Here is a 17,807-nt window from a genome sequence, read left to right on the forward strand (position 1 = left end):
GTGAGTCAGTTATCTCTGGTTTTCTTTACCGTTCTGGCGCAGAGCGCCGTCGGTTTATTCGTTGCACTGGGTTTGGTGGAAATGCTCGCCAAACCGAACGAGCAGGTCATGACCCGCTCGTTCATGGCGGTGTTTGTCCTGCTGGGTATTGGTGCTGTGGCATCGGTGACTCATCTGGCGCAGCCGCTGCGTATGTTTAATGTGATGTTTGGTGTGGCTCACGCTTCGCCACTGAGTCTGGAAATTGTGGCACTGAGCCTGTTTGGTGGTGCAGGTGTCGTTTATACCGCCATGCGCCTGTTCGGTATTGCGCCGGGCCTGCAAAAGCTGTTGCTGCCTGTCGCCATGGTGCTGGGTATCGTACTGATTCTGGCCATTGCCAAAGTGTACACGCTGGCGACTGTGCCAACCTGGAACAGCAACTGGACCACTTTCCAGTTCCTGATGACGGCTGCTGTGGTAGGCCCTCTGGCAGCCGCTGCACTGTTGCGTTTCCAGTCCGTTGAACTGGGTGCTGTGCAAATGCTGGCTGACAAAGCGTTGGCGACCACCGTACTGATGACCATGGCGATGGCTCTGGTTGGTTATGTGGGTTATCTGTTCTGGCTGGGACAGTTGCCGGTAGCCGTTAATCCTCTGGCGATGCTGAGCTATGGTCAGATGCTGGCAATGGTTCGCATGGTACTGCTGGTGGGTGGTGTGCTGATGTTTGCAGTGTCTGCCCTGCGTGGCGGCAGCTGTGGCTATCAGGCCGCTACCAGCTTTGTGATGGTGCTGGTGTCCGAGTTTATGGGACGCGCCTTCTTCTACGATATCTACCTGAGTGCCGGCTCCGGCATGTAATACCCTATAGGGTATTAGTGATATCGTCTGACAGCCCCGAACTATTTGTTACTGGTTTCGGGGTTGTTTTTTCTTCACTTGAACAAATTCCGGGTAGGTATCAATTGGGCAGTTAGTACTGTTTGGTCAATGTCAGACTACCTCCAGCCCCGATGATTTAAAGCAGGCAAAAACGTCTTTTCCAACACCCAGTTGCAATCGGTCAAACGATTTTCTGGTGATCTGGCAGATCAACTCCTGTTCACCCAGACTCAGGCAGAGTAATACGTGATGATTACCTTGCTCCTGTACGCTGGCAACATGAACCGGAATGCAGTTCAGGATACTGGATGATTCCAGTGGTGTGAGTGTCAGACTGATTTCACTGGCTGGCAGCACGACCCTGACCTGAGTGTTTTCAGGAATATCGAGCTGACCCACATGCAGCTGGTGTCCATCGACCTGGATATCGGTCAGTCCATAGTGAGGGTGATGTTCCAATACCGTGGCGTCCAGAGCAGACAGCTTCTGGTCATTGTTGCCCTGATCTTCCAGACGATTAATCAACCGACGACAGCTGCCTTTTTCAATCACCTGACCCTGATGCATGAGCAACAAGTTGTCTGCCAGTCGTGCTACCTCTTCTTTCGAATGGCTGACAAATACCACAGGGATATTAAATTCCCGCTGAATCTGTTTCAGGCAGGGCATGATGCTGAGTCTGGAAGACCAGTCCAGCGATGCCAGCGGTTCATCCATTAACAGCAGGGAAGGGGCATTAACCAGCGTACGGGCAATGGCAACCCGCTGCTTTTCACCACCGGAGAGTTTATCGACGGTTCGCTCCAGCAAGTGTCTGATGCCCACCTGTTCAATGATGTCATCAAAGGATAGGGCAGACTGATCTGGCGTTGCACGTTTCAGGGCAAACTGCAGATTGCCCATAACCGTCAGGTGCGGGAACAGTCTGGCTTCCTGAAAAATGTAACCAATGCCTCGCTGTTCGGGGGGAAGAAAAACCCCCTGCTCCGAGTCCAGCCATGTGCGACCATTACAGGTTATTTTGCCCTGAACGCCTTTTTCCAATCCGGCAAGGCAGCGCAGCAGTGAGGTTTTGCCACATCCGGAGGAACCCATAATGCCCCAGATGCTGTCCAGAGACAGACTCTGCTCTACCTTTATATGAAAATGATCTCTGGGTAACTCCAGAGCAAACTGCAGGGTGTTGGACTCCATCAACGCAGGCTTCCTCGACGGTCAATACTGTACAGCACGACCAGTAATGTCATGGCAAAGGCCAGCAGACCTCCGGCAATGGTGTGGGCGGTATCAAACTGTTGGGTTTCCACCGCATCAAACAGGGCAATGGACAATACCTGGGTTTCGCCGGGAATATTGCCACCAATCATTAGCACAACACCAAACTCGCCAATGGTATGGGCAAAGCCCATGCAGGCGGCCAGCAACAGTGCCCGCCGGGTGTTGGGCAAGACGATATTGATAAACCGGTCCAGACGACGTGCGCCCAACATGGCAGCGGCTTCGAGCAATCCGTGATCGAGTTGTTCAAAAGAACGCTGCAGGGGTTGTACGACAAAAGGCAGGGAATACAGTACCGAGGCGACGACCAGTCCGGAAAAGCTGAATGCCAGTGTCGAACCGGTCATATTGAGCCAGAACTGCCCTATGGGGTTGTTAGGCGAAAAGGCCAGCAGCAGATAAAAGCCCAGAACGGTGGGAGGCAAAACCATTGGCAGGCCAACCAGTGCTTCTATAACCGGGCACCAGCGACTGCGCATGGTAGACAGTTTCCATGCCAGCGGGATACCAATCACCATCAGAATAAGTGTGGTGACAAACGCCAGTTTCAGGGTCAGCCAGACTGCTGCTGATAACATTTATGGGGTTTCCTTACTTCGCGGGTCGATAACCCTGACTTGCAATATAAGCCTGACTGGTGTCGTTGAGCAGATAATCCATGAACGCTCTGGCTTTGGGTTCTTTACTCTGTTTTAACAGCACCAGCTCCTGCCGGATGGGAGCATGATAGCTCTCTGGAATGTCCAGTATCCGATTCTTCGGTTGATCCAGTACCTGTGCTTTTGCCACCAGACCCAGATCAACATTGCCACTGGCAACAAACTGCCAGGCCTGCTGAATGCTGGCACCCTGCACCAGTCGGCCCTGATAACCCTGCCAGAGGTTCATTTTTTCCAGTGTTTGCTGTGCTGCCGCACCATAGGGAGCCAGTGCCGGATTGGCAATCGCCAGACGACCTTTATAGGCTTCCAGTGTTTTCAGTGTGACCGGCTGATCCCTATGACTCCAGAGAACCAGACGACCATAGGCATAGGTTTTACGGCTGTCAGGTACAATGAGGCCATTTTTTTCAAGCATGGCCGGACGTTCGTCGTCGGCAGACAGAAACAGGTCAAAAGGCGCACCATGACTGATCTGGTTGTAGAGAATGCCGGACGATGCCGAAGAAACCAGCACTCTGGCATCGTGCTTCTTTTCAAACTGTTCAGCCAGTACGTCCAGAACGGGTTTGAAGTTGGCGGCTACGGCGACCCGGATGGTGGAGGCAGAAGCCAATGGGCTGATCAATATTATCAACAGCGACAGGCAACAAAACAGTTTATTTCGTACTAACCCTGCCATCGTTGTGCAGCATCCTTGTCACTTTGCCGTTCTTCAATCCAGCGGTCACCTTCGGGTGTTGTTTCTTTCTTCCAGAAAGGAGCGCGGGTTTTCAGGTAATCCATAATAAAATCGCAGGCAGCAAATGCGTCCTGTCGATGGGCACTGGCAGTGCCGACAAAAACGATGCGATCGGTCGGATGCAGTTGACCGACCCGATGAATCACACTCACTGCATAGAGCGACCAGCGTTCACTGGCTTCATCAATGATGGTTTGCAGGGCGCTTTCGGTCATGCCCGGGTAGTGTTCCAGATACAAACCACTGACATGATCGTCGAGGTTATTGTCCCGTACCAGTCCGGTAAACGTAACAACGCCGCCCACCGCAGCATTGTCGGATAACCTTGCCTGCTCCAGAGCCGGGTCAAAATCGTCGGTTTGGACAGAAAGGTGAACAGTGGTTGTCATGATGATTAACCACCTGTGACCGGTGGGAAAAAGGCGACTTCGTCACCGTCTTTCAGTTCGGCATCACGGCGGGTCATGGCCTGATTCACCGCCACCAGAGTTCGGCCATCTTCCATCACCTCACGCCAGTCGTCGCCTTTTTCCGACAACTGTTTGCGCAGTTCCGAAAGCGTAGCTGGCTGCTCGTCGGCAGATAGCATCAGTTCATTACAGTTCAGCTGCTCACGGTAGCTGGCAAAAAATAATACTTTCATCATGTTTTTACATCACTGTAGGTTGGGACGAGCGAAGCGACCTCCCAACACGGGAGCTGAATGCAGTCACCGTAGTAGGATTCAATTCAGGCTACTGTGTTTATATCAAGTCACCGTGTTGGGAGGTCGCGTTCCGCTCGTCCCAACCTACGTATCATTGCAAGTAATTAGTGGCTGGCTTTATAGTGACCGCTTTTGCCGCCACTCTTTTCCAGTACCCGAACTCCGTCAATCTGCATGTCTTTGTCTGCCGCTTTGCACATGTCGTAAATGGTCAGGGCGGCGACAGATGCGGCCGTCAGGGCTTCCATTTCAACGCCGGTTTTACCGCTTAAACGACAGCAGCTTTCAATGCGAATGCGGTGGTGTTCTGGCTGTACTTCGAACTCGATGCCAATGTAGTTCAGCATTAACGGATGACAGAGGGGAATCAGGGTTCCGCACTGCTTTGCCGCCTGAATACCGGCAATACGAGCCACAGCCAGTACGTCACCTTTTTTCAGGCCATTGTCCTGAACCAGTACCAGGGTTTCCGGTTTCATGGTGATGTAGCCTTCGGCTCTGGCTTCACGACGAGTGGCGTCTTTGTCACCCACATCGACCATGCTGGCTTTGCCCTGTGCATCGGTATGAGTCAGACTCATGCAGTCACCACTTTCAGATGCTCGACAAAGTTGCAGGGGCGGTGGGTGCTGTCCAGCTGTTCTTTAATAATGCCCTGCCATGCGGTTTTGCAGGCATTGTTGGAACCGGGCATAACAAAGATAATGGAGCCATTGGCAAAACCGGCAACCGTTCTGGACTGAATGGTTGAGGTGCCAATCTGTTCATAAGATAACTGTCGGAACAGTTCGCCGTAGCCGTCTACTTCCTTGTCAAACAGTGGTAGTACAGCCTCTGGCGTGCTGTCTCTGCCTGAAAAACCGGTACCGCCGGTGATCAATACGGCCTGAACGGTATCGGAGGCAATCCAGCGGGACAGCACTTCACGAATCTTGTAGATGTCGTCTTTGACAATCGCTTTGTCAGCCAGATGGTGACCTGCCGACTTGAGATGATCGACCAGCAGGTGACCGGACGTGTCGTTGTCTTCGGTGCGTGTATCGGAAACCGTCAGAACCGCCATCTGCAATGGAATAAATTCTGAAACCTGTTTATGAGCCATAGGGTCTCCCTGTCGCTATTAGGAGTACATCTCAGGAGTACTCTTTATGTATGTTCTGACTCCAGACAAAAGTCTGGCATGCCTGCCACTCTTGTGGAGTATTGGTATTTCTGAACAGCGTTGCCTGCTCCGGTGCGGGCAGTGGAATGGCTTTGCCGTCCAGCTGATGGAGCAAGCGCCAGATCGAATAATCTTTTCGATCCGGGCTGTTAATCGCCTGATCCACCTGCTTGCGCACTTGTGGATTGACCGGAAGGCAGACAGGCAGCGTGAAGTCCTGAAAATAGCAGGCAGACTGATGCTGCGCGCAATAATCCGCCAGATGCTTCAGCGATTCGGCTGACAGCAATGGCATATCCACCGGTACAACCAGTAGGCACGATTCATCATTAATTTCCAGCTCCTTAATACTCAGCAATGCCGCATGAATACCACTGAGCGGGCCTCTGCCCGGCAAACGGTCGATAACGGTTTGACCGTAATTTTGACCGCAATAAAGGCCAGCCGTCTCGCTGTTGGCACTGATCAGCACAGGGGCAGCCCCTGCTGCCGTCAGGGTTTCAGCCATTGCCCGAAACAACGGTTTGTCCTGCCATTCCAGCAGTGCCTTGTTGCGACCCATTCTGGACGATCGTCCGCCAGCCAGAACGAGCCCGTATAAACTGCTCATTGGGCGTTTTTTGAACCATTCAACGTGATGTGGGGATACTAACAGAGCCTGTCTGAATCACATAGGTCTCAGGTCAACAGGATGAGCATTTATGTTGAGTCAGGAATTCGGGAATGCGCTGTTCCAGCCAGTAGTCCAGTTGATGCGGGCGACCACCGATAAAGCCGACATGCCCGCCGCGGCAAGTCAGTTCCAGTTCTGTACTGTCCGACAGTTCTTCAGGCTGTGGCACACAGTCCGGTGTCATAAACGGGTCATCACTGGAATGGATGATCAGGGTGGGGCGGGTGATGCCTTCCAGATAGTAGCGGCTGCTGGCTTTGCGGTAGTAATCTTCTCCGCTCTGAAAACCATGCAGGGCAGCAGTGATGTAGTGGTCAAAGTCTTCAAAGGTGTTCAGGTAGCCATAGTTGGTAAACGGCTCCAGCGCTTTGGCGCGATCATGCCAGCCCTGCCTCTGAAAAAAACGAAGCTTGTCGTGCATTTGCCGGTGCATATCGGTTAGAAAACGGTTGCGATAGATGCGTGTCGCGCCATGGTTCATTCGATGGGCACAGTGATCCAGCCGAAAAGGTACCGATACGGCGACAGCGGCTGACAGTAAACTGTTACTGCCTTCTTCCCCCTGGTATTTCAGCAGAACATTACCGCCCAGAGAGTAGCCAGCTGCCATCATTTGTTTGTCAGGATATTGTTGCTTTAAATGCTGAAGTACATCCTTTAACTCCTGACTATCCCCCGAGTGGTAACTGCGTGGCTGCCAGTTGGGCTCGCCACTGCACCCTCTGAAATTGATGCAGACTGATTGTATGCCCTGCTGATCAAGACGGGTTTGCAGGCCGGTGATGTATTTGGATTCGGAACTGCCGGTGAGTCCATGCAGTAACACGACCAGATGATCCGATTCTTTCGGCCCGTACCAGTCCAGATGCAGAAAATCACTGTCGCTGGTTGTAAAACATTCACGGTGTCGTTTAAGTGTTTTGGGCTTGCGAAACAGGGGTGACCATAATGTCTGCAGATGGGGGCTGTTGAGTCCGGGGCAGGGGGAAAATGGCAGCATGGATAATCCTGAGAAATAACGCTTGATAAACCCGAGCAAAAGCAACTGCCGACATAATAAACAGCACAGGACACTTAAAGCAAATTAGGTTACAGAGTGCCTGTCAGAAAACCTCTGAAAAACGGCAGTCGTTCTTGGCCGACAGAAGTTGATAACGGCTGGATTTGAGTTACCAGACGAACAAAGGATGTTTTTTGTACCGCACTGTTCAAAATACAACCTGATTCGACTATCTACAAGCGCAGTAATCTCTCATGCCCGGCATGATCAAAAGTAAACTGACGGAAGCCTGGCTGAAAGGCTACTGACGATCTCTGGTCAGCAGAATTTTACCCAGCCGTTTCAGGTTGCTGGCGACAACAGCCAGTGCGACATAGCGCTCAAAGCCTTCTATCCCTTTATCCGGGCATTTGTCGAGACCATTCGCTTCCAGTGCATTGATATCGGATTCAACGGCTGAGTGCTTCCTTCTTGCCCGGATAAATTCCGGGTGGCATTCCCGTTTTTTGTCATTGGCTGACAGCCTGCCTTTCTTGGGAAGAACTGAATGCTCCAGAAGAACTTCCAGCTTTTCAAGATTGCCCGGACTCCAGAAGCCTTTGTCGTAGCTCACCTGGCTTAATGTCGGGAACCGCTTTTTGGCAGCCTCAGCCATAGGTACTGTAACCTGGTCGTCTGTTTGTTTTTGCATGACCTGATGATGCAAAGTAAAACCGAACTGATCCTGCAACACGCAGACCCGTAACCCCAGTTCAACCGGAGTTCCGGCTTTGCCTTTGCTGATCCATTCTGTATGAGGCTCAAAGATTGAGAACACCTTCTCATTATGGGGAATCTGCTCATGTTCTATCACCCGTCGGTAAATCAGGTTTATCTGGTGACGGCTGTGGGCTATGTGGTATTTGAGGTTTTCCAGCCTTGGCTCATCCGGTTGTTTTTTCAACAGCAAGGACAAGGTCGTTTCAGCTTTGCGGACAATTGAAAGGCTGTACTTTATGTACTCAAGGTGAGCCATTTCAATGTCGTGCTGCCGCTGCTGTTGTTTCAGTTCACAGGTTGCGCTGGAATGCTTCAGGTTTCGAGCCTTGTTGTAGCGTTTGCGATGCTGGTCTTTAAGATATTTGCTCTGACGCCAGCCCGGAAGCTGGTACTGATTGGAGAGAGCGGATGCAAACTCAATGCTTTTACGGCAAGCGTCGCTCAGAAGGCTGATATCCGTGGGGAAATGGACATCGGTTTTGACTACGAAGGAATCGGCACGGCCATGTAGCGGCTCATCTTTTTTTTAACCAGCTGGTGACCTGCATCCACCGTGACCTGGTTAATCTGATCCAGTATCTCCGGTGTGAAGAGGCTGATGTTATCCTGCAATGTTTGTATGTGGTAGGAATGGGTACAATATGGGCCGTGACCGAGCATTTTCCGTAATGTCCCATGTTCATTAGCCAACTCTTGCAAGCGGTCATAGTCACAATTAGTGACAAGGCGCAGAGTGCCGAAAACCAGAATGTTCCAGAGGTCCATACCGGGACGACCGTTGTGCCGACTGGCAGGAATCATGTTCTCAAGCACCTGAAAAACCCTGTGTCGCAGATCAGGTGTTATCCAGATATGTTGCAGCCCCCGAAGCAGACGGGGAATGTCGTCTCTGGACTTGGGATTAAACGTGATGGCAGAGATATCAACTTCGCCCAACTGCATTTGTGGGTTGATGGTTTGGCGCATAAATGTGAAAACAGCTTGTTTTGGAAAATCTTCGAGTACTATATGGGGCTACAGGCTGCTGTTTTCAAGTGTTTGTGGGTTTTCGGACAGGCACTACAGAGCTGGAATGGGTTTCTCATTTTTTCGTTAGTTTGCTTAAAGTCTTCATTTTCTTATTAAAAAAGGGCTTCATAAAAAATCAAATTGAATGCGTTTAATTAATCGGAAGTGATGATTTTATTTTTATATGCTCTTAATTTATAAAAGAAATATTTTAATAAGCTGCAAGCATTTCTTTGACGGCATTGTCAATATGTCTCATCTTGACTCAGATCAATTAAGTGGTGGATATGTGCTGTTTTTTTTGAAAAAAATGGTAAAGTAAGTGCAAATTAACAATTAGTTCGACTCATAAGCTGCTTCGCAGGCAGGTCAATAAAAAAAGAGGAGCTAATCATGTTAACCAAGTTGTATGTTAAGAGTGCTGTAGCGCTTGATCAACTCAGGAAGGATGAGCGTGGGGTGACTGCGATTGAGTATGCGATTGTGGCGGTTGCTATTGCAGGGGTTGTTGCCGCAGTTTTTACATCTGATAGTTCAAGTGGACTAAAAACTGCTTTAGACGCTGCATTTACGAATATTACTAATGCTATTACACCGTAATAGGCTTATAACTTTCATCAAGTAGTTAATTTAATGCTCATGTTGGGAATCGCTTCGCTTGTCCCAACCTACAATTATGATTTTGATATTGCATTTAATTAATGCTGGTATTGTCGTTTATAGCGATGTGACCAGACGGGTGATTAATAACTATCAAGTGTTGTTGGTTTTAATATTGGGTCTGTTTACATCAGGCGTAGCGAATCTGCAATGGGGGTATTGGGCAGTTGCCTCCATTGGTCTTCTGTTGTTTTTTACAGGTGTGGTAGCCGGTGGTGATATTAAATTGTTGCTGGCGTATCTGGTAGGAATTGATTCCCGGTGGTGGTTGCTGGTGTTTTTATTAATGGCGATCATCGGTGGCGTGTTGGCACTGGGTTATTTGTTGTACGGTGTGCTGATTAATAATGTGCAAGGAGTTCGTGCAAGGGGTTTGCCTTACGGAATTCCAATTGTGATTTCAGGTTTTATCGGGGTCTGGTTAACGACCATCAGTTAGTGTTTAACCATTGATGGTCGGCTTCAACCCTAAACCTGAATCTTATTTGAACATGGGGGATGAGCATGGATCGTCGCCTGATATTAGGTTCTGCCTTTATTCTTTGTACTGCGGGTATTTTTGGTTTTTTAACCAGCAATCGTTCTGCGCCGGAAGAAAACGTATCGGCCCCTTCTGGGGAACCCTTTTTTGAAGTCTGGGTGGCGGAGTCGGCTATTAATAAAGCTGACGTTATTGAACCGGTCATGTTGAAAATCACCAAGGTGCCTGAATCCGAAGCGTATAAAGCCGGTGTGGTGAATAAAAAACGGTTTGATATTCCTCCCGGTGCTTTAGCAGGGGTGGATTTTGAAACGGGTTCGATTATTCCTGAAAACAAATTATTGGTTCCGGGGCAGCCCGGCCATATGTCGTTGTTGCTGGGGCCGGATCAGGTGCCTTATCCCATTAAAATAGAAGGGCAGATTGCCCTGATTGATATTCTTGCGCCGGGCGATGAAGTGGACGTGGTATTAATCGCTTCGTCTGACCAGAACCTGGCTGCTAATCCTTCCCTGAATTCGTATCGCGGTTTAACGGTGACGCCTTTGTTAAAGGCTCGTCCGGTGGTGGATGTAAAAGAGAGTAAGGACGATGGCATTACGGTGGTCATTGCCCTGAGCCGTCAGGAGGTTAGCCAGATGATGATTGCCCGCCGCATAGGTTTGCTGGATGTGTATAAATCGTCTGCCGATGCCATGACCGAGATGCGGGTGGGGGATGTGTTGTCTGACTTTACTTCAGTGACAGAACTTAGGGGTCGTGAGCGCGTTGCTAATTAGAGCTTAGATGCGCATCGTTCACTTAAAAACGGGCTCATTAAAAGAAAGCATAAAGAGAGCTGTTGTTATGGACATTCCTGGAAAGCGAATAAAAATATCGGGGTGTTGGTTATGGTTTGTTCTGATGCTCCTGATCTGTCCCGCCACCATGGCCCGGAGCATTATTAATATCGGGCTCGATGAAGCCCTGCCACTGCAATACAGAACCGCTATTGATACGGTGTTTATTGCCAATTCCGATATTGCCGATTACCAGATATTAAAAGGTAATCGTCTGGTAGTGTTTGGCAAGGAAGTGGGTTCAACCTCTCTGCTGATTCTGGCGGCCGACGGTAAAACCATAGACAGCAAAACGCTGGTGGTGAACAAATCCCTGGCTCATATACGACAACAGCTGATGATTCGTTTTCCCGGTCAGTCCATCGATGTACTGAATCTGGGCGATCAGGTGGTGTTATCCGGTAATGTTCCTTCTGAACAGATGAAGCGGGACATTTATCGTCTGGTCGGCGAGCTGCTGGAGAAAGAAGTCACCACCGAAAAGCGCAGCTGGGTCACCGACGATAAAACCTTCGATTTACGCTTTCTTACCGAGCATCGTTATCACGGTATTGTGAATAATATCGAAGTTGAAGAGGTCAAGCAGGTCAATGTGAAGCTGACCGTTGCAGAAGTTTCCCATTCGTTTATGCGGCAACTGGGTTTTCGCTGGGGGTCAGTACAGGCTTCTGCCAGTGGTGACGGCGTTTTTCTTGGAAACGGTCATTTTCTGGATATGGTGGGTAACATTTCATCGTCCGATATTGCCCGCTATATCTCTGCGGCCGACGACGACACCATGGGGCAGGTGCTGGCAGAACCCAATCTATCGGTGATTTCCGGTGAAACCGCTTCGTTCCTTGCCGGTGGTGAAATGCCTATTGTCACCATTCTTAACGATACCCAGAGTATTACCTATAAAGAGTTTGGTATCCGGCTTGAGCTGGCGGCTGAAGTCTTGAAAGACGACAAAATTAATCTGTCCATGCAGCCGGAAGTCAGTGCCATCGACAGTCAGGTCGCACAGAACACCCTGAATATTCCAGCCTTCAAAACCCGCAGGGCGCGGACAACGGTTCAGCTCGGTGATGGGGAAAGTTTTGTACTTGGCGGTTTGCTGAACTCCGAAGAGCGTGAGGCCTTGTCAAAAATCCCTTTGATTGGCGACATACCCATCCTGGGTTCGCTGTTCCGGCATACAACCACTGAACGGCAAAAGACGGAACTGATTATTGTTGCCACGGTAAATCTGGTGAAGCCGGTTCAGCCCGGTACCGTACAGATACCCCAGATGCAGCTGAACAACAGTTTGCTCCATTACTTTAACCTGATGGGACCGGAACACAGCCAGCGGTACAACAAAGCGCGGCTGATTCTTTCTGCAGGGGGGTTTAAAGAATGAAACCTTTGCTTTTCTCTTGCCTGTTTATCGTCTTAACCGTGCCAGTTGCAGGCTGTTCCGGGTGCTTTTTACCGCAGCAACCGACGAAGATAGCCATTCAGCAGCAGGCCGATGGTCGTTATGGTGTTGTGGTCAAAGACTGTACGCCTTATGCATTGTCGGATATTAAAGCGGCTCAGCATGGCTGTTATGTGGAGAACAGTCGGTTTCAGTCCATGGTCAACCCGGAAAAAATACTGCCAGTGTCTGATACATCAGACGGTAAACGACCCACTGCGGGTTCCTATGAGTTGCAGTAAGTAAGGAGATTGGCATGTTGGAACTCACAAAAGAATTGTCCAGAGACCGGGCTGAAACCCGTTCAGGTGGTGACTTGGTCAAAGACGATGTCAGTCTGATTCTGTATCAGACCAAAGCCTGTTTCAATCTTCTGAAAGAAGCCATGTTGTGCGAAGGATTGGCTGCACCATCCGGACAGTCCTGCCCCATTGAACAGGTGTCTGGTGTGATGGCTAAGGCTGAAGAGCCGTTGTTGTTTATCGAAGTGGAAGACTGTCCGTTTGAAGTGGCGTTGTCACTAAAACAACAGGTTTCCCACAACACTCGGGTCATACTGATTGGTCGGGAAGACCGGATCAGTACGTATCGGGCACTGGAAGAAATGGGTTTTTATTATCTTCTGTGGCCTGCTGAAAAAAGTGAAGTCATCAGCTTTCTTCAGGCGCTAATGGACGACGTTCATCGTTCAAAAGGCCCGCACTTTGCCCGAACCGCCATGCGCATTGCCGTGGTCAGCCTGAAAGGAGGCACTGGCTGTACTCTGGTGGCTGCGGAAATGGCGTACGGTCTGGGAAGAATGACACGACAACCGGTTATCATTGCCGATCACGGGTATTGTCAGAGCAATATGGCGATCATGCTGGGCAAAAAAGATCTGGCACGGCGACCTATTTCCGAGGAAGGCTTCAGGCATCACACCCTGACCAATATTCTTGATCCTGTGGGAGTTCAGAGTCAGCTGGTTCGGGTCGAGTCCGGCATCAGTTATCTGGGCTTTGAGTCCAGAGAGGTTGACTCTGCCCAGATGCGAGAGTACACCCACAACATGATCGCGACCCAACTGCGTGATACCAACTTTATTATTGAAGATTATTCCGCGTCCGTGAACTTCTATCCGGACCCTCAATGGTTATGCCCGTCAGTAGATTGTGTGTTGTTGGTGGTGCAGCCTTCATTGTCTGGTTTGCATGAAACCAGAGAGTTTCTCCGACAGTTCAGGGCTGAAATGGCCAACTGTGATGACCCAGCCCGTTTGTTGGTGGTGGTGAACCATTGTGTACCGCCGGACACCATTGATAAAGCCATGGTGGAACAGTTTCTGGATTATCCGGTGAGTATGGAGCTGCCTTTCCAGAAGCACTGTGAAACCTGGCTGACGTCAGGCAAACGGTTTATGGATGGGAAGAATTCACTGGCACAGCCTTTTCAACAACTGGTGCGCATCGTACTGGGTCAGCCAGTAGAAAAACCGCAGTCGTTATTGCAGCGGCTGAAAGGATTAATGCCGAGCAGCAGGAACGAAAAAACTTCAAAACGTTCTGTGCCGACCCTGTCGGAACTCAACGACAACCCGATGCCGGTGGAACATAAAACCGACCCGGAAACAATGGAACCACCTTTAAAGACCGAAACATCAGCGTTTAAAAGCGACAGTAACAAAGCATCTAACCCTGTCCACTTAGCCTCTGTCCACTCAGCCTTTGGCGGGCTGAGTGGTCATCAGGCCAAAGAGGGGGAGCAGAATGTATAGTGTGCAGGACGTTTACCTGAAACTCAGAACGCGTATTTTTGATGCACTGGACGCCGAAGCGGTGAGTCAACTGGCGTCGGAACGTTTGAAAGACCAGCTTCGCACCGCTGTGGACACGCTGGTGGACAAGGAAGCGGTGCAGATTCCGGTGCTGGTGCGCTACGAGTTTGTTGACCGGCTGATGGATGAGATTAAAGGGTTTGGCCCTTTGCAGCCTTTGATTGATGACGATGATATTTCAGACATTATGGTGAATGGTTCGGGCTGTGTGTATGTCGAACGGAAAGGGAAACTGTCCCGAACCGATGTTACCTTTATTGATGAAAGTCAGTTGTTGGGTATTGCCAAGCGTATTGCAGCGCTGGCAGGGCGTCGGGTCGATGAATCGCAACCCTTGTGTGATGCCCGGCTGCCTGATGGCAGTCGGGTCAATATCGCTATTCCACCCATAACGCTTGACGGTTCTGCCATTTCCATTCGCAAATTCGGACGCCGCGAGCTGTCACTGGAGCAGATGGTGAACTTCGGCACCTTGTCCATTGCCATGGCAAGGGTGTTGGCAGTGGCTGCCAGTTGTCGTCTGAATATCCTGATTTCCGGTGGTACCGGTTCCGGTAAAACCACCCTGTTAAATGCCTTGTCGAAGTATATCTCTGATTCTGAACGGGTGATTACCATTGAAGACGCGGCCGAGCTGAAATTGCAGCAGCCCCATGTTGTTCGTATGGAAACCCGTCCACCTGGCATAGAAAACACCGGTTGTATCGATCAGCGGGATCTGGTCATTAATTCCCTGCGAATGCGCCCTGACCGGATTATTGTGGGCGAGTGTCGGGGCGGTGAAGCCTTCGAAATGTTGCAGGCGATGAATACAGGGCACGACGGTTCAATGTCTACCCTGCACGCTAACACTCCCAGAGATGCTTTAGCCAGAGTCGAGAGTATGGTGATGATGGCGGCACCGAATCTGCCGCTGGAATCCATTCGCCGGAACATTACCAGTGCCGTTGACCTGATTGTTCAGGTGTCCCGGTTGCACGATGGCAGTCGCAAGATCATCAGCATCAGTGAAGTGATTGGTATGGAAGGCGACAGTGTGGTGATGGAAGAAGTATTCCGGTTTGAGCCTTCTGCTACACAGCCTGACCAGATGGTGACAGGGCAGTTTACCACGGCAGGTCTGATGGGCCGTTCGGCACTGCGCACCAAGGCGCGTTTCTTTGGTATGGAAGAAACCCTTGAACACGCGTTTCAGGAGAGACAGTTATGATCTGGTCACTATTGATTGGGCTGTCTGTTGTTCTGTTGTTGCTTTATTGGCAAAAACCTTCAGATCCTCTGGCCTTTATTCGCATGGATGACGAGTCCAAACAGCAGAAAACGACGAGCGCCGTAAATATGTCGGCGTTGGCCGATGAGCCTTTTAAAGCCAGAGTCAAAAATGGTGTTAACAATTTCAAAGTGCGTGTGGGAGCGCGCTTCCGGCTTAAAGTGGCTGCTTTTCTGTTGTTGACGGTGGTGCTGGCCTGGTTTTGCCAACCCTACCTTTCAGAAGTGCCTTTAGTGGTCTTGTGGCTTCTGATCTTTGTCGTTTGCTCACTGGTGGTAGTGCGTGGTTTGCAAGTGTATGAGCGCAAGCAGTTTGATGCGTCATTTCCCAATGCCCTTAATATGCTGTCGGGTGCGGTCAGTTCCGGCGAGAGCCTGATGCACGCCATCATCTTTGTTGGTGATTCCTTGCAGGGTGTGGTGGGCAAGGAGTTTAAGCTGATGGGGCAGCGGCTCAGTATGGGGCAGGCGCCGGATGAGGTGCTGGCGAAGTCCTGTCACCGTTTTCCTTATGCGCCTTTTTATTTCTTTGTGATTACCCTCAGAGCCAACATCAACCGGGGTGGACAGCTGAAAGAAATTATTCGCAACCTCAATCAGGTAATGTTTAACAGCGAAGCACTGCAAAAGAAAAAGAAGGCGCTGACGTCTGAAGCAAGAATGTCTGCCCGCATTGTAGCCGCTATACCGATCTGTTTTCTGGTCATGATGAAATACATGAGCCCGGATAACTATGACTTTGTGATGAATGATCCTGCGGGACAACCTGTTTTTTATTATGTGCTGATCAGTGAAATGATCGGGCTCGGGATTATCTGGATGTTAATGAAGCGAGTGCAGGGGTAAGTGATGACACCATTAATCAGTCTTCTGGTCTCTCTGATTTTTGCCACGTTGCTGATTGTGGTGATGGATCGTTATTTTACCCGTCAGACGGTGCGTAGCTGGCTGGGCTTGTCTCATTCCATTACCGGTTGGAAAACCTTGTTTGATGTGTTCGAGCATAAGCTGGCTTATCGTCGCAAAGACGTTGAAACCAGCCTGATGCGTGCCGGTATTTATAACGCCAGAATCGCTGTTTTTTATTTTCCGGCAAAGATTGCAGTGGCTGTGATTCTGGTGTCGCTGACGTTTCTGTTCAGTGACGAACTGGGCTATGAAACCTTTTCCGAGCAGCTGCCTCTCGCGTTTGCCGCTCTGGTGTCTGTGATTCTGGTTCCTGATCTGTGGCTGCAGAAACGCCAGAAAAAACGCATACGTAAAGTGTCGTCAGAGCTGCCTTATGTGATTGACCTGATGGCGGTGTGTATTCAGACCGGAATGACCATTGAATCTGCCATTGCCTACCTGGGGGAAGAGCTGAAGAGTTTTGATAAAGACCTTGCCTACGTGATGCGCAGGCTGGATTCGGTATCACGGGTGACCGGTATGACCAGAGCGCTGGACGAGTTGCTGGAGCACTTTCCCACTAACCAGATGCAGAGCTTTGTTTATACCATCAGCCAGAGTTTGCAGTATGGCAGCTCGATTTATAGCGTGCTGACTACGCTGTCAGCCAGTATTCGCGAGATCGAGATGCTTGAGCTGGAAGAACGGGTTGGCAAACTGTCGGCAAAAATGTCGGTGCCTCTGATTCTTTTCATTATGTTTCCCATTGTCATTCTGATTACTGCACCGGGCATTATGAGGATGTTGTCTAATGTTTAAAACGTATTCATGGATTGTTGTATTGCTGGTGCCGCTGATGATTCAGGGGTGTACGACAACGGGGCAAGTCGTTACGGATATTGATGCGCCCAATGAGGCATTGTTGCAGGCTGCAGGTAATCATGCGGGTTTGATTGAGCTTTATAAGACCCGGTTAATGAACGCTGGCAATGTGCAGGAACAGGATCAGTGCCGTTATCAGCTGGGTCAGGCTTATTTAGCAATGTCTGACCCCGAATCCACCTTGTTTTATATCAAGCCGGTGACGGATGAAGGGCGTGGAAATGATCAGCTCTGGCTGTTGAAATCGCGGGCTTATCTGGCGCTGGATCAGCCGGATAAATCACTTTACTGTGCAGAAACGGCACTGGCTATAAAGAACAATAATCCTTATGTACACAACCAGCTGGGACAGGTGTACGCACGAGTGGGTGATTATGCCGGGTCACGCGCTGCGTTTACTGAAGCAAGAGTGTTGATGCTGGACGATGTGATTGTCAAAAATAACCTGGCCATGCTGGACATTCTGGAAAGCGATTACGATTCTGCCGTCAGACGACTGATGCCGGTTTATAACGCGGGTCAGGCGGACGACACGGTAAAAGCCAACCTGGTACTGGCGCTGGTGCGCAGTGGCCGTTATGACGAGTTTGTGTCGGTCATGCAGTCGGCTGAAACAGAAGAAGAACGAGTGGTGCTGTTCAGTATTCTTGCGGCGCTGGAGCCTGTCATTCGAAACAGGGAGTAAC

21 protein-coding genes are annotated in these 17,807 nt (G+C 50.1%); 11 read left to right on the forward strand and 10 right to left on the reverse strand.

What is annotated here, in order from left to right:
- On the forward strand, nucleotides 1-843 hold the full coding sequence (locus tag EZMO1_RS08875; protein ID WP_034874083.1) for a dimethyl sulfoxide reductase anchor subunit family protein: 843 nt from the start codon (nucleotides 1-3) through the stop codon (nucleotides 841-843).
- A 132-nt stretch (nucleotides 844-975) separates the two neighbouring features.
- Here the strand turns inward: EZMO1_RS08875 and modC are convergent, their stop codons facing one another.
- From modC to EZMO1_RS25445, 10 genes are all read right to left on the reverse strand, one after another.
- Nucleotides 976-2,058, reverse strand: coding sequence for a molybdenum ABC transporter ATP-binding protein (gene modC, locus EZMO1_RS08880; protein WP_034874081.1), 1,083 nt, complete (start codon nucleotides 2,056-2,058; stop codon nucleotides 976-978).
- The gene (modB, locus tag EZMO1_RS08885; RefSeq protein ID WP_034874079.1) at nucleotides 2,058-2,720 is read right to left on the reverse strand and encodes a molybdate ABC transporter permease subunit; all 663 of its coding nucleotides are present in this window, start codon (nucleotides 2,718-2,720) and stop codon (nucleotides 2,058-2,060) included. The genes modC and modB overlap by 1 nt, the downstream gene beginning before the upstream one ends.
- A gap of 13 nt (nucleotides 2,721-2,733) precedes the next feature.
- A complete protein-coding gene (gene modA, locus EZMO1_RS08890) occupies nucleotides 2,734-3,429 on the reverse strand; it encodes a molybdate ABC transporter substrate-binding protein (protein WP_222842216.1) in 696 nt (231 codons plus the stop codon).
- Between the two features lie 41 nt (nucleotides 3,430-3,470).
- Nucleotides 3,471-3,932 (reverse strand): molybdopterin synthase catalytic subunit MoaE, encoded by a 462-nt coding sequence (gene moaE / locus EZMO1_RS08895; protein WP_034874077.1) that lies wholly within the window; start codon nucleotides 3,930-3,932, stop codon nucleotides 3,471-3,473.
- Between the two features lie 5 nt (nucleotides 3,933-3,937).
- Entirely contained in the window at nucleotides 3,938-4,189 is a 252-nt protein-coding gene (moaD, locus tag EZMO1_RS08900) for a molybdopterin converting factor subunit 1 (RefSeq protein WP_034874074.1), read from the reverse strand.
- Between the two features lie 164 nt (nucleotides 4,190-4,353).
- A complete protein-coding gene (gene moaC, locus EZMO1_RS08905; protein ID WP_034874072.1) occupies nucleotides 4,354-4,830 on the reverse strand; it encodes a cyclic pyranopterin monophosphate synthase MoaC in 477 nt (158 codons plus the stop codon).
- On the reverse strand, nucleotides 4,827-5,351 hold the full coding sequence (gene moaB, locus EZMO1_RS08910; protein WP_034874070.1) for a molybdenum cofactor biosynthesis protein B: 525 nt from the start codon (nucleotides 5,349-5,351) through the stop codon (nucleotides 4,827-4,829). The genes moaC and moaB overlap by 4 nt, the downstream gene beginning before the upstream one ends.
- A 31-nt stretch (nucleotides 5,352-5,382) precedes the next feature.
- Complete coding sequence (gene mobA / locus EZMO1_RS08915) at nucleotides 5,383-6,021, reverse strand: molybdenum cofactor guanylyltransferase (protein WP_082211790.1); 639 nt, start codon at nucleotides 6,019-6,021, stop codon at nucleotides 5,383-5,385.
- 73 nt (nucleotides 6,022-6,094) lie between these two features.
- On the reverse strand, nucleotides 6,095-7,084 hold the full coding sequence (locus EZMO1_RS08920; protein WP_034874066.1) for a hydrolase: 990 nt from the start codon (nucleotides 7,082-7,084) through the stop codon (nucleotides 6,095-6,097).
- 301 nt (nucleotides 7,085-7,385) lie between these two features.
- Nucleotides 7,386-8,809, reverse strand: a protein-coding gene (locus EZMO1_RS25445) for an ISNCY family transposase (RefSeq protein ID WP_244886735.1) whose coding sequence is annotated in 2 segments (ribosomal slippage) — nucleotides 7,386-8,365 and nucleotides 8,365-8,809 — 1,425 coding nt in all. Because the reading frame shifts where the segments join, the coding sequence is not laid out codon by codon here.
- Nucleotides 8,810-9,244: 435 nt separating this feature from the next.
- Here EZMO1_RS25445 and EZMO1_RS08935 point away from each other — a divergent pair.
- From EZMO1_RS08935 to EZMO1_RS08980, 10 genes are all read left to right on the forward strand, one after another.
- Nucleotides 9,245-9,451, forward strand: coding sequence for a Flp family type IVb pilin (locus EZMO1_RS08935; protein ID WP_034874064.1), 207 nt, complete (start codon nucleotides 9,245-9,247; stop codon nucleotides 9,449-9,451).
- A gap of 76 nt (nucleotides 9,452-9,527) precedes the next feature.
- Nucleotides 9,528-9,950 (forward strand): prepilin peptidase, encoded by a 423-nt coding sequence (locus tag EZMO1_RS08940; protein WP_061509386.1) that lies wholly within the window; start codon nucleotides 9,528-9,530, stop codon nucleotides 9,948-9,950.
- A gap of 65 nt (nucleotides 9,951-10,015) precedes the next feature.
- Entirely contained in the window at nucleotides 10,016-10,771 is a 756-nt protein-coding gene (gene cpaB / locus EZMO1_RS08945) for a Flp pilus assembly protein CpaB (protein ID WP_034874062.1), read from the forward strand.
- Between the two features lie 67 nt (nucleotides 10,772-10,838).
- Entirely contained in the window at nucleotides 10,839-12,212 is a 1,374-nt protein-coding gene (locus tag EZMO1_RS08950; protein ID WP_051789602.1) for a type II and III secretion system protein family protein, read from the forward strand.
- Nucleotides 12,209-12,511: a hypothetical protein gene (locus EZMO1_RS08955; protein WP_034874060.1), complete on the forward strand. Its 303-nt coding sequence runs from the start codon at nucleotides 12,209-12,211 to the stop codon at nucleotides 12,509-12,511. Before EZMO1_RS08950 ends, EZMO1_RS08955 begins: the two co-directional genes overlap by 4 nt.
- 14 nt (nucleotides 12,512-12,525) lie before the next feature.
- The gene (locus tag EZMO1_RS08960; protein WP_034874059.1) at nucleotides 12,526-14,022 is read left to right on the forward strand and encodes a CpaE/TadZ family protein; all 1,497 of its coding nucleotides are present in this window, start codon (nucleotides 12,526-12,528) and stop codon (nucleotides 14,020-14,022) included.
- Nucleotides 14,015-15,292 (forward strand): TadA family conjugal transfer-associated ATPase, encoded by a 1,278-nt coding sequence (locus EZMO1_RS08965; RefSeq protein WP_034874057.1) that lies wholly within the window; start codon nucleotides 14,015-14,017, stop codon nucleotides 15,290-15,292. Before EZMO1_RS08960 ends, EZMO1_RS08965 begins: the two co-directional genes overlap by 8 nt.
- Nucleotides 15,289-16,197, forward strand: coding sequence for a type II secretion system F family protein (locus tag EZMO1_RS08970; RefSeq protein ID WP_034874055.1), 909 nt, complete (start codon nucleotides 15,289-15,291; stop codon nucleotides 16,195-16,197). The genes EZMO1_RS08965 and EZMO1_RS08970 overlap by 4 nt, the downstream gene beginning before the upstream one ends.
- Nucleotides 16,198-16,200: 3 nt before the next feature.
- Nucleotides 16,201-17,058 carry a type II secretion system F family protein gene (locus EZMO1_RS08975; protein ID WP_034874053.1) on the forward strand — a complete coding sequence of 286 codons (858 nt, stop codon included), beginning with the start codon at nucleotides 16,201-16,203 and terminating at the stop codon, nucleotides 17,056-17,058.
- Entirely contained in the window at nucleotides 17,051-17,806 is a 756-nt protein-coding gene (locus EZMO1_RS08980; RefSeq protein WP_051789600.1) for a tetratricopeptide repeat protein, read from the forward strand. The genes EZMO1_RS08975 and EZMO1_RS08980 overlap by 8 nt, the downstream gene beginning before the upstream one ends.
- Nucleotide 17,807: the final 1 nt, after the last annotated feature.

Origin of the sequence: Endozoicomonas montiporae CL-33 (assembly GCF_001583435.1) — a bacterium.
Taxonomy (GTDB): Bacteria; Pseudomonadota; Gammaproteobacteria; order Pseudomonadales; family Endozoicomonadaceae; genus Endozoicomonas_A; species Endozoicomonas_A montiporae.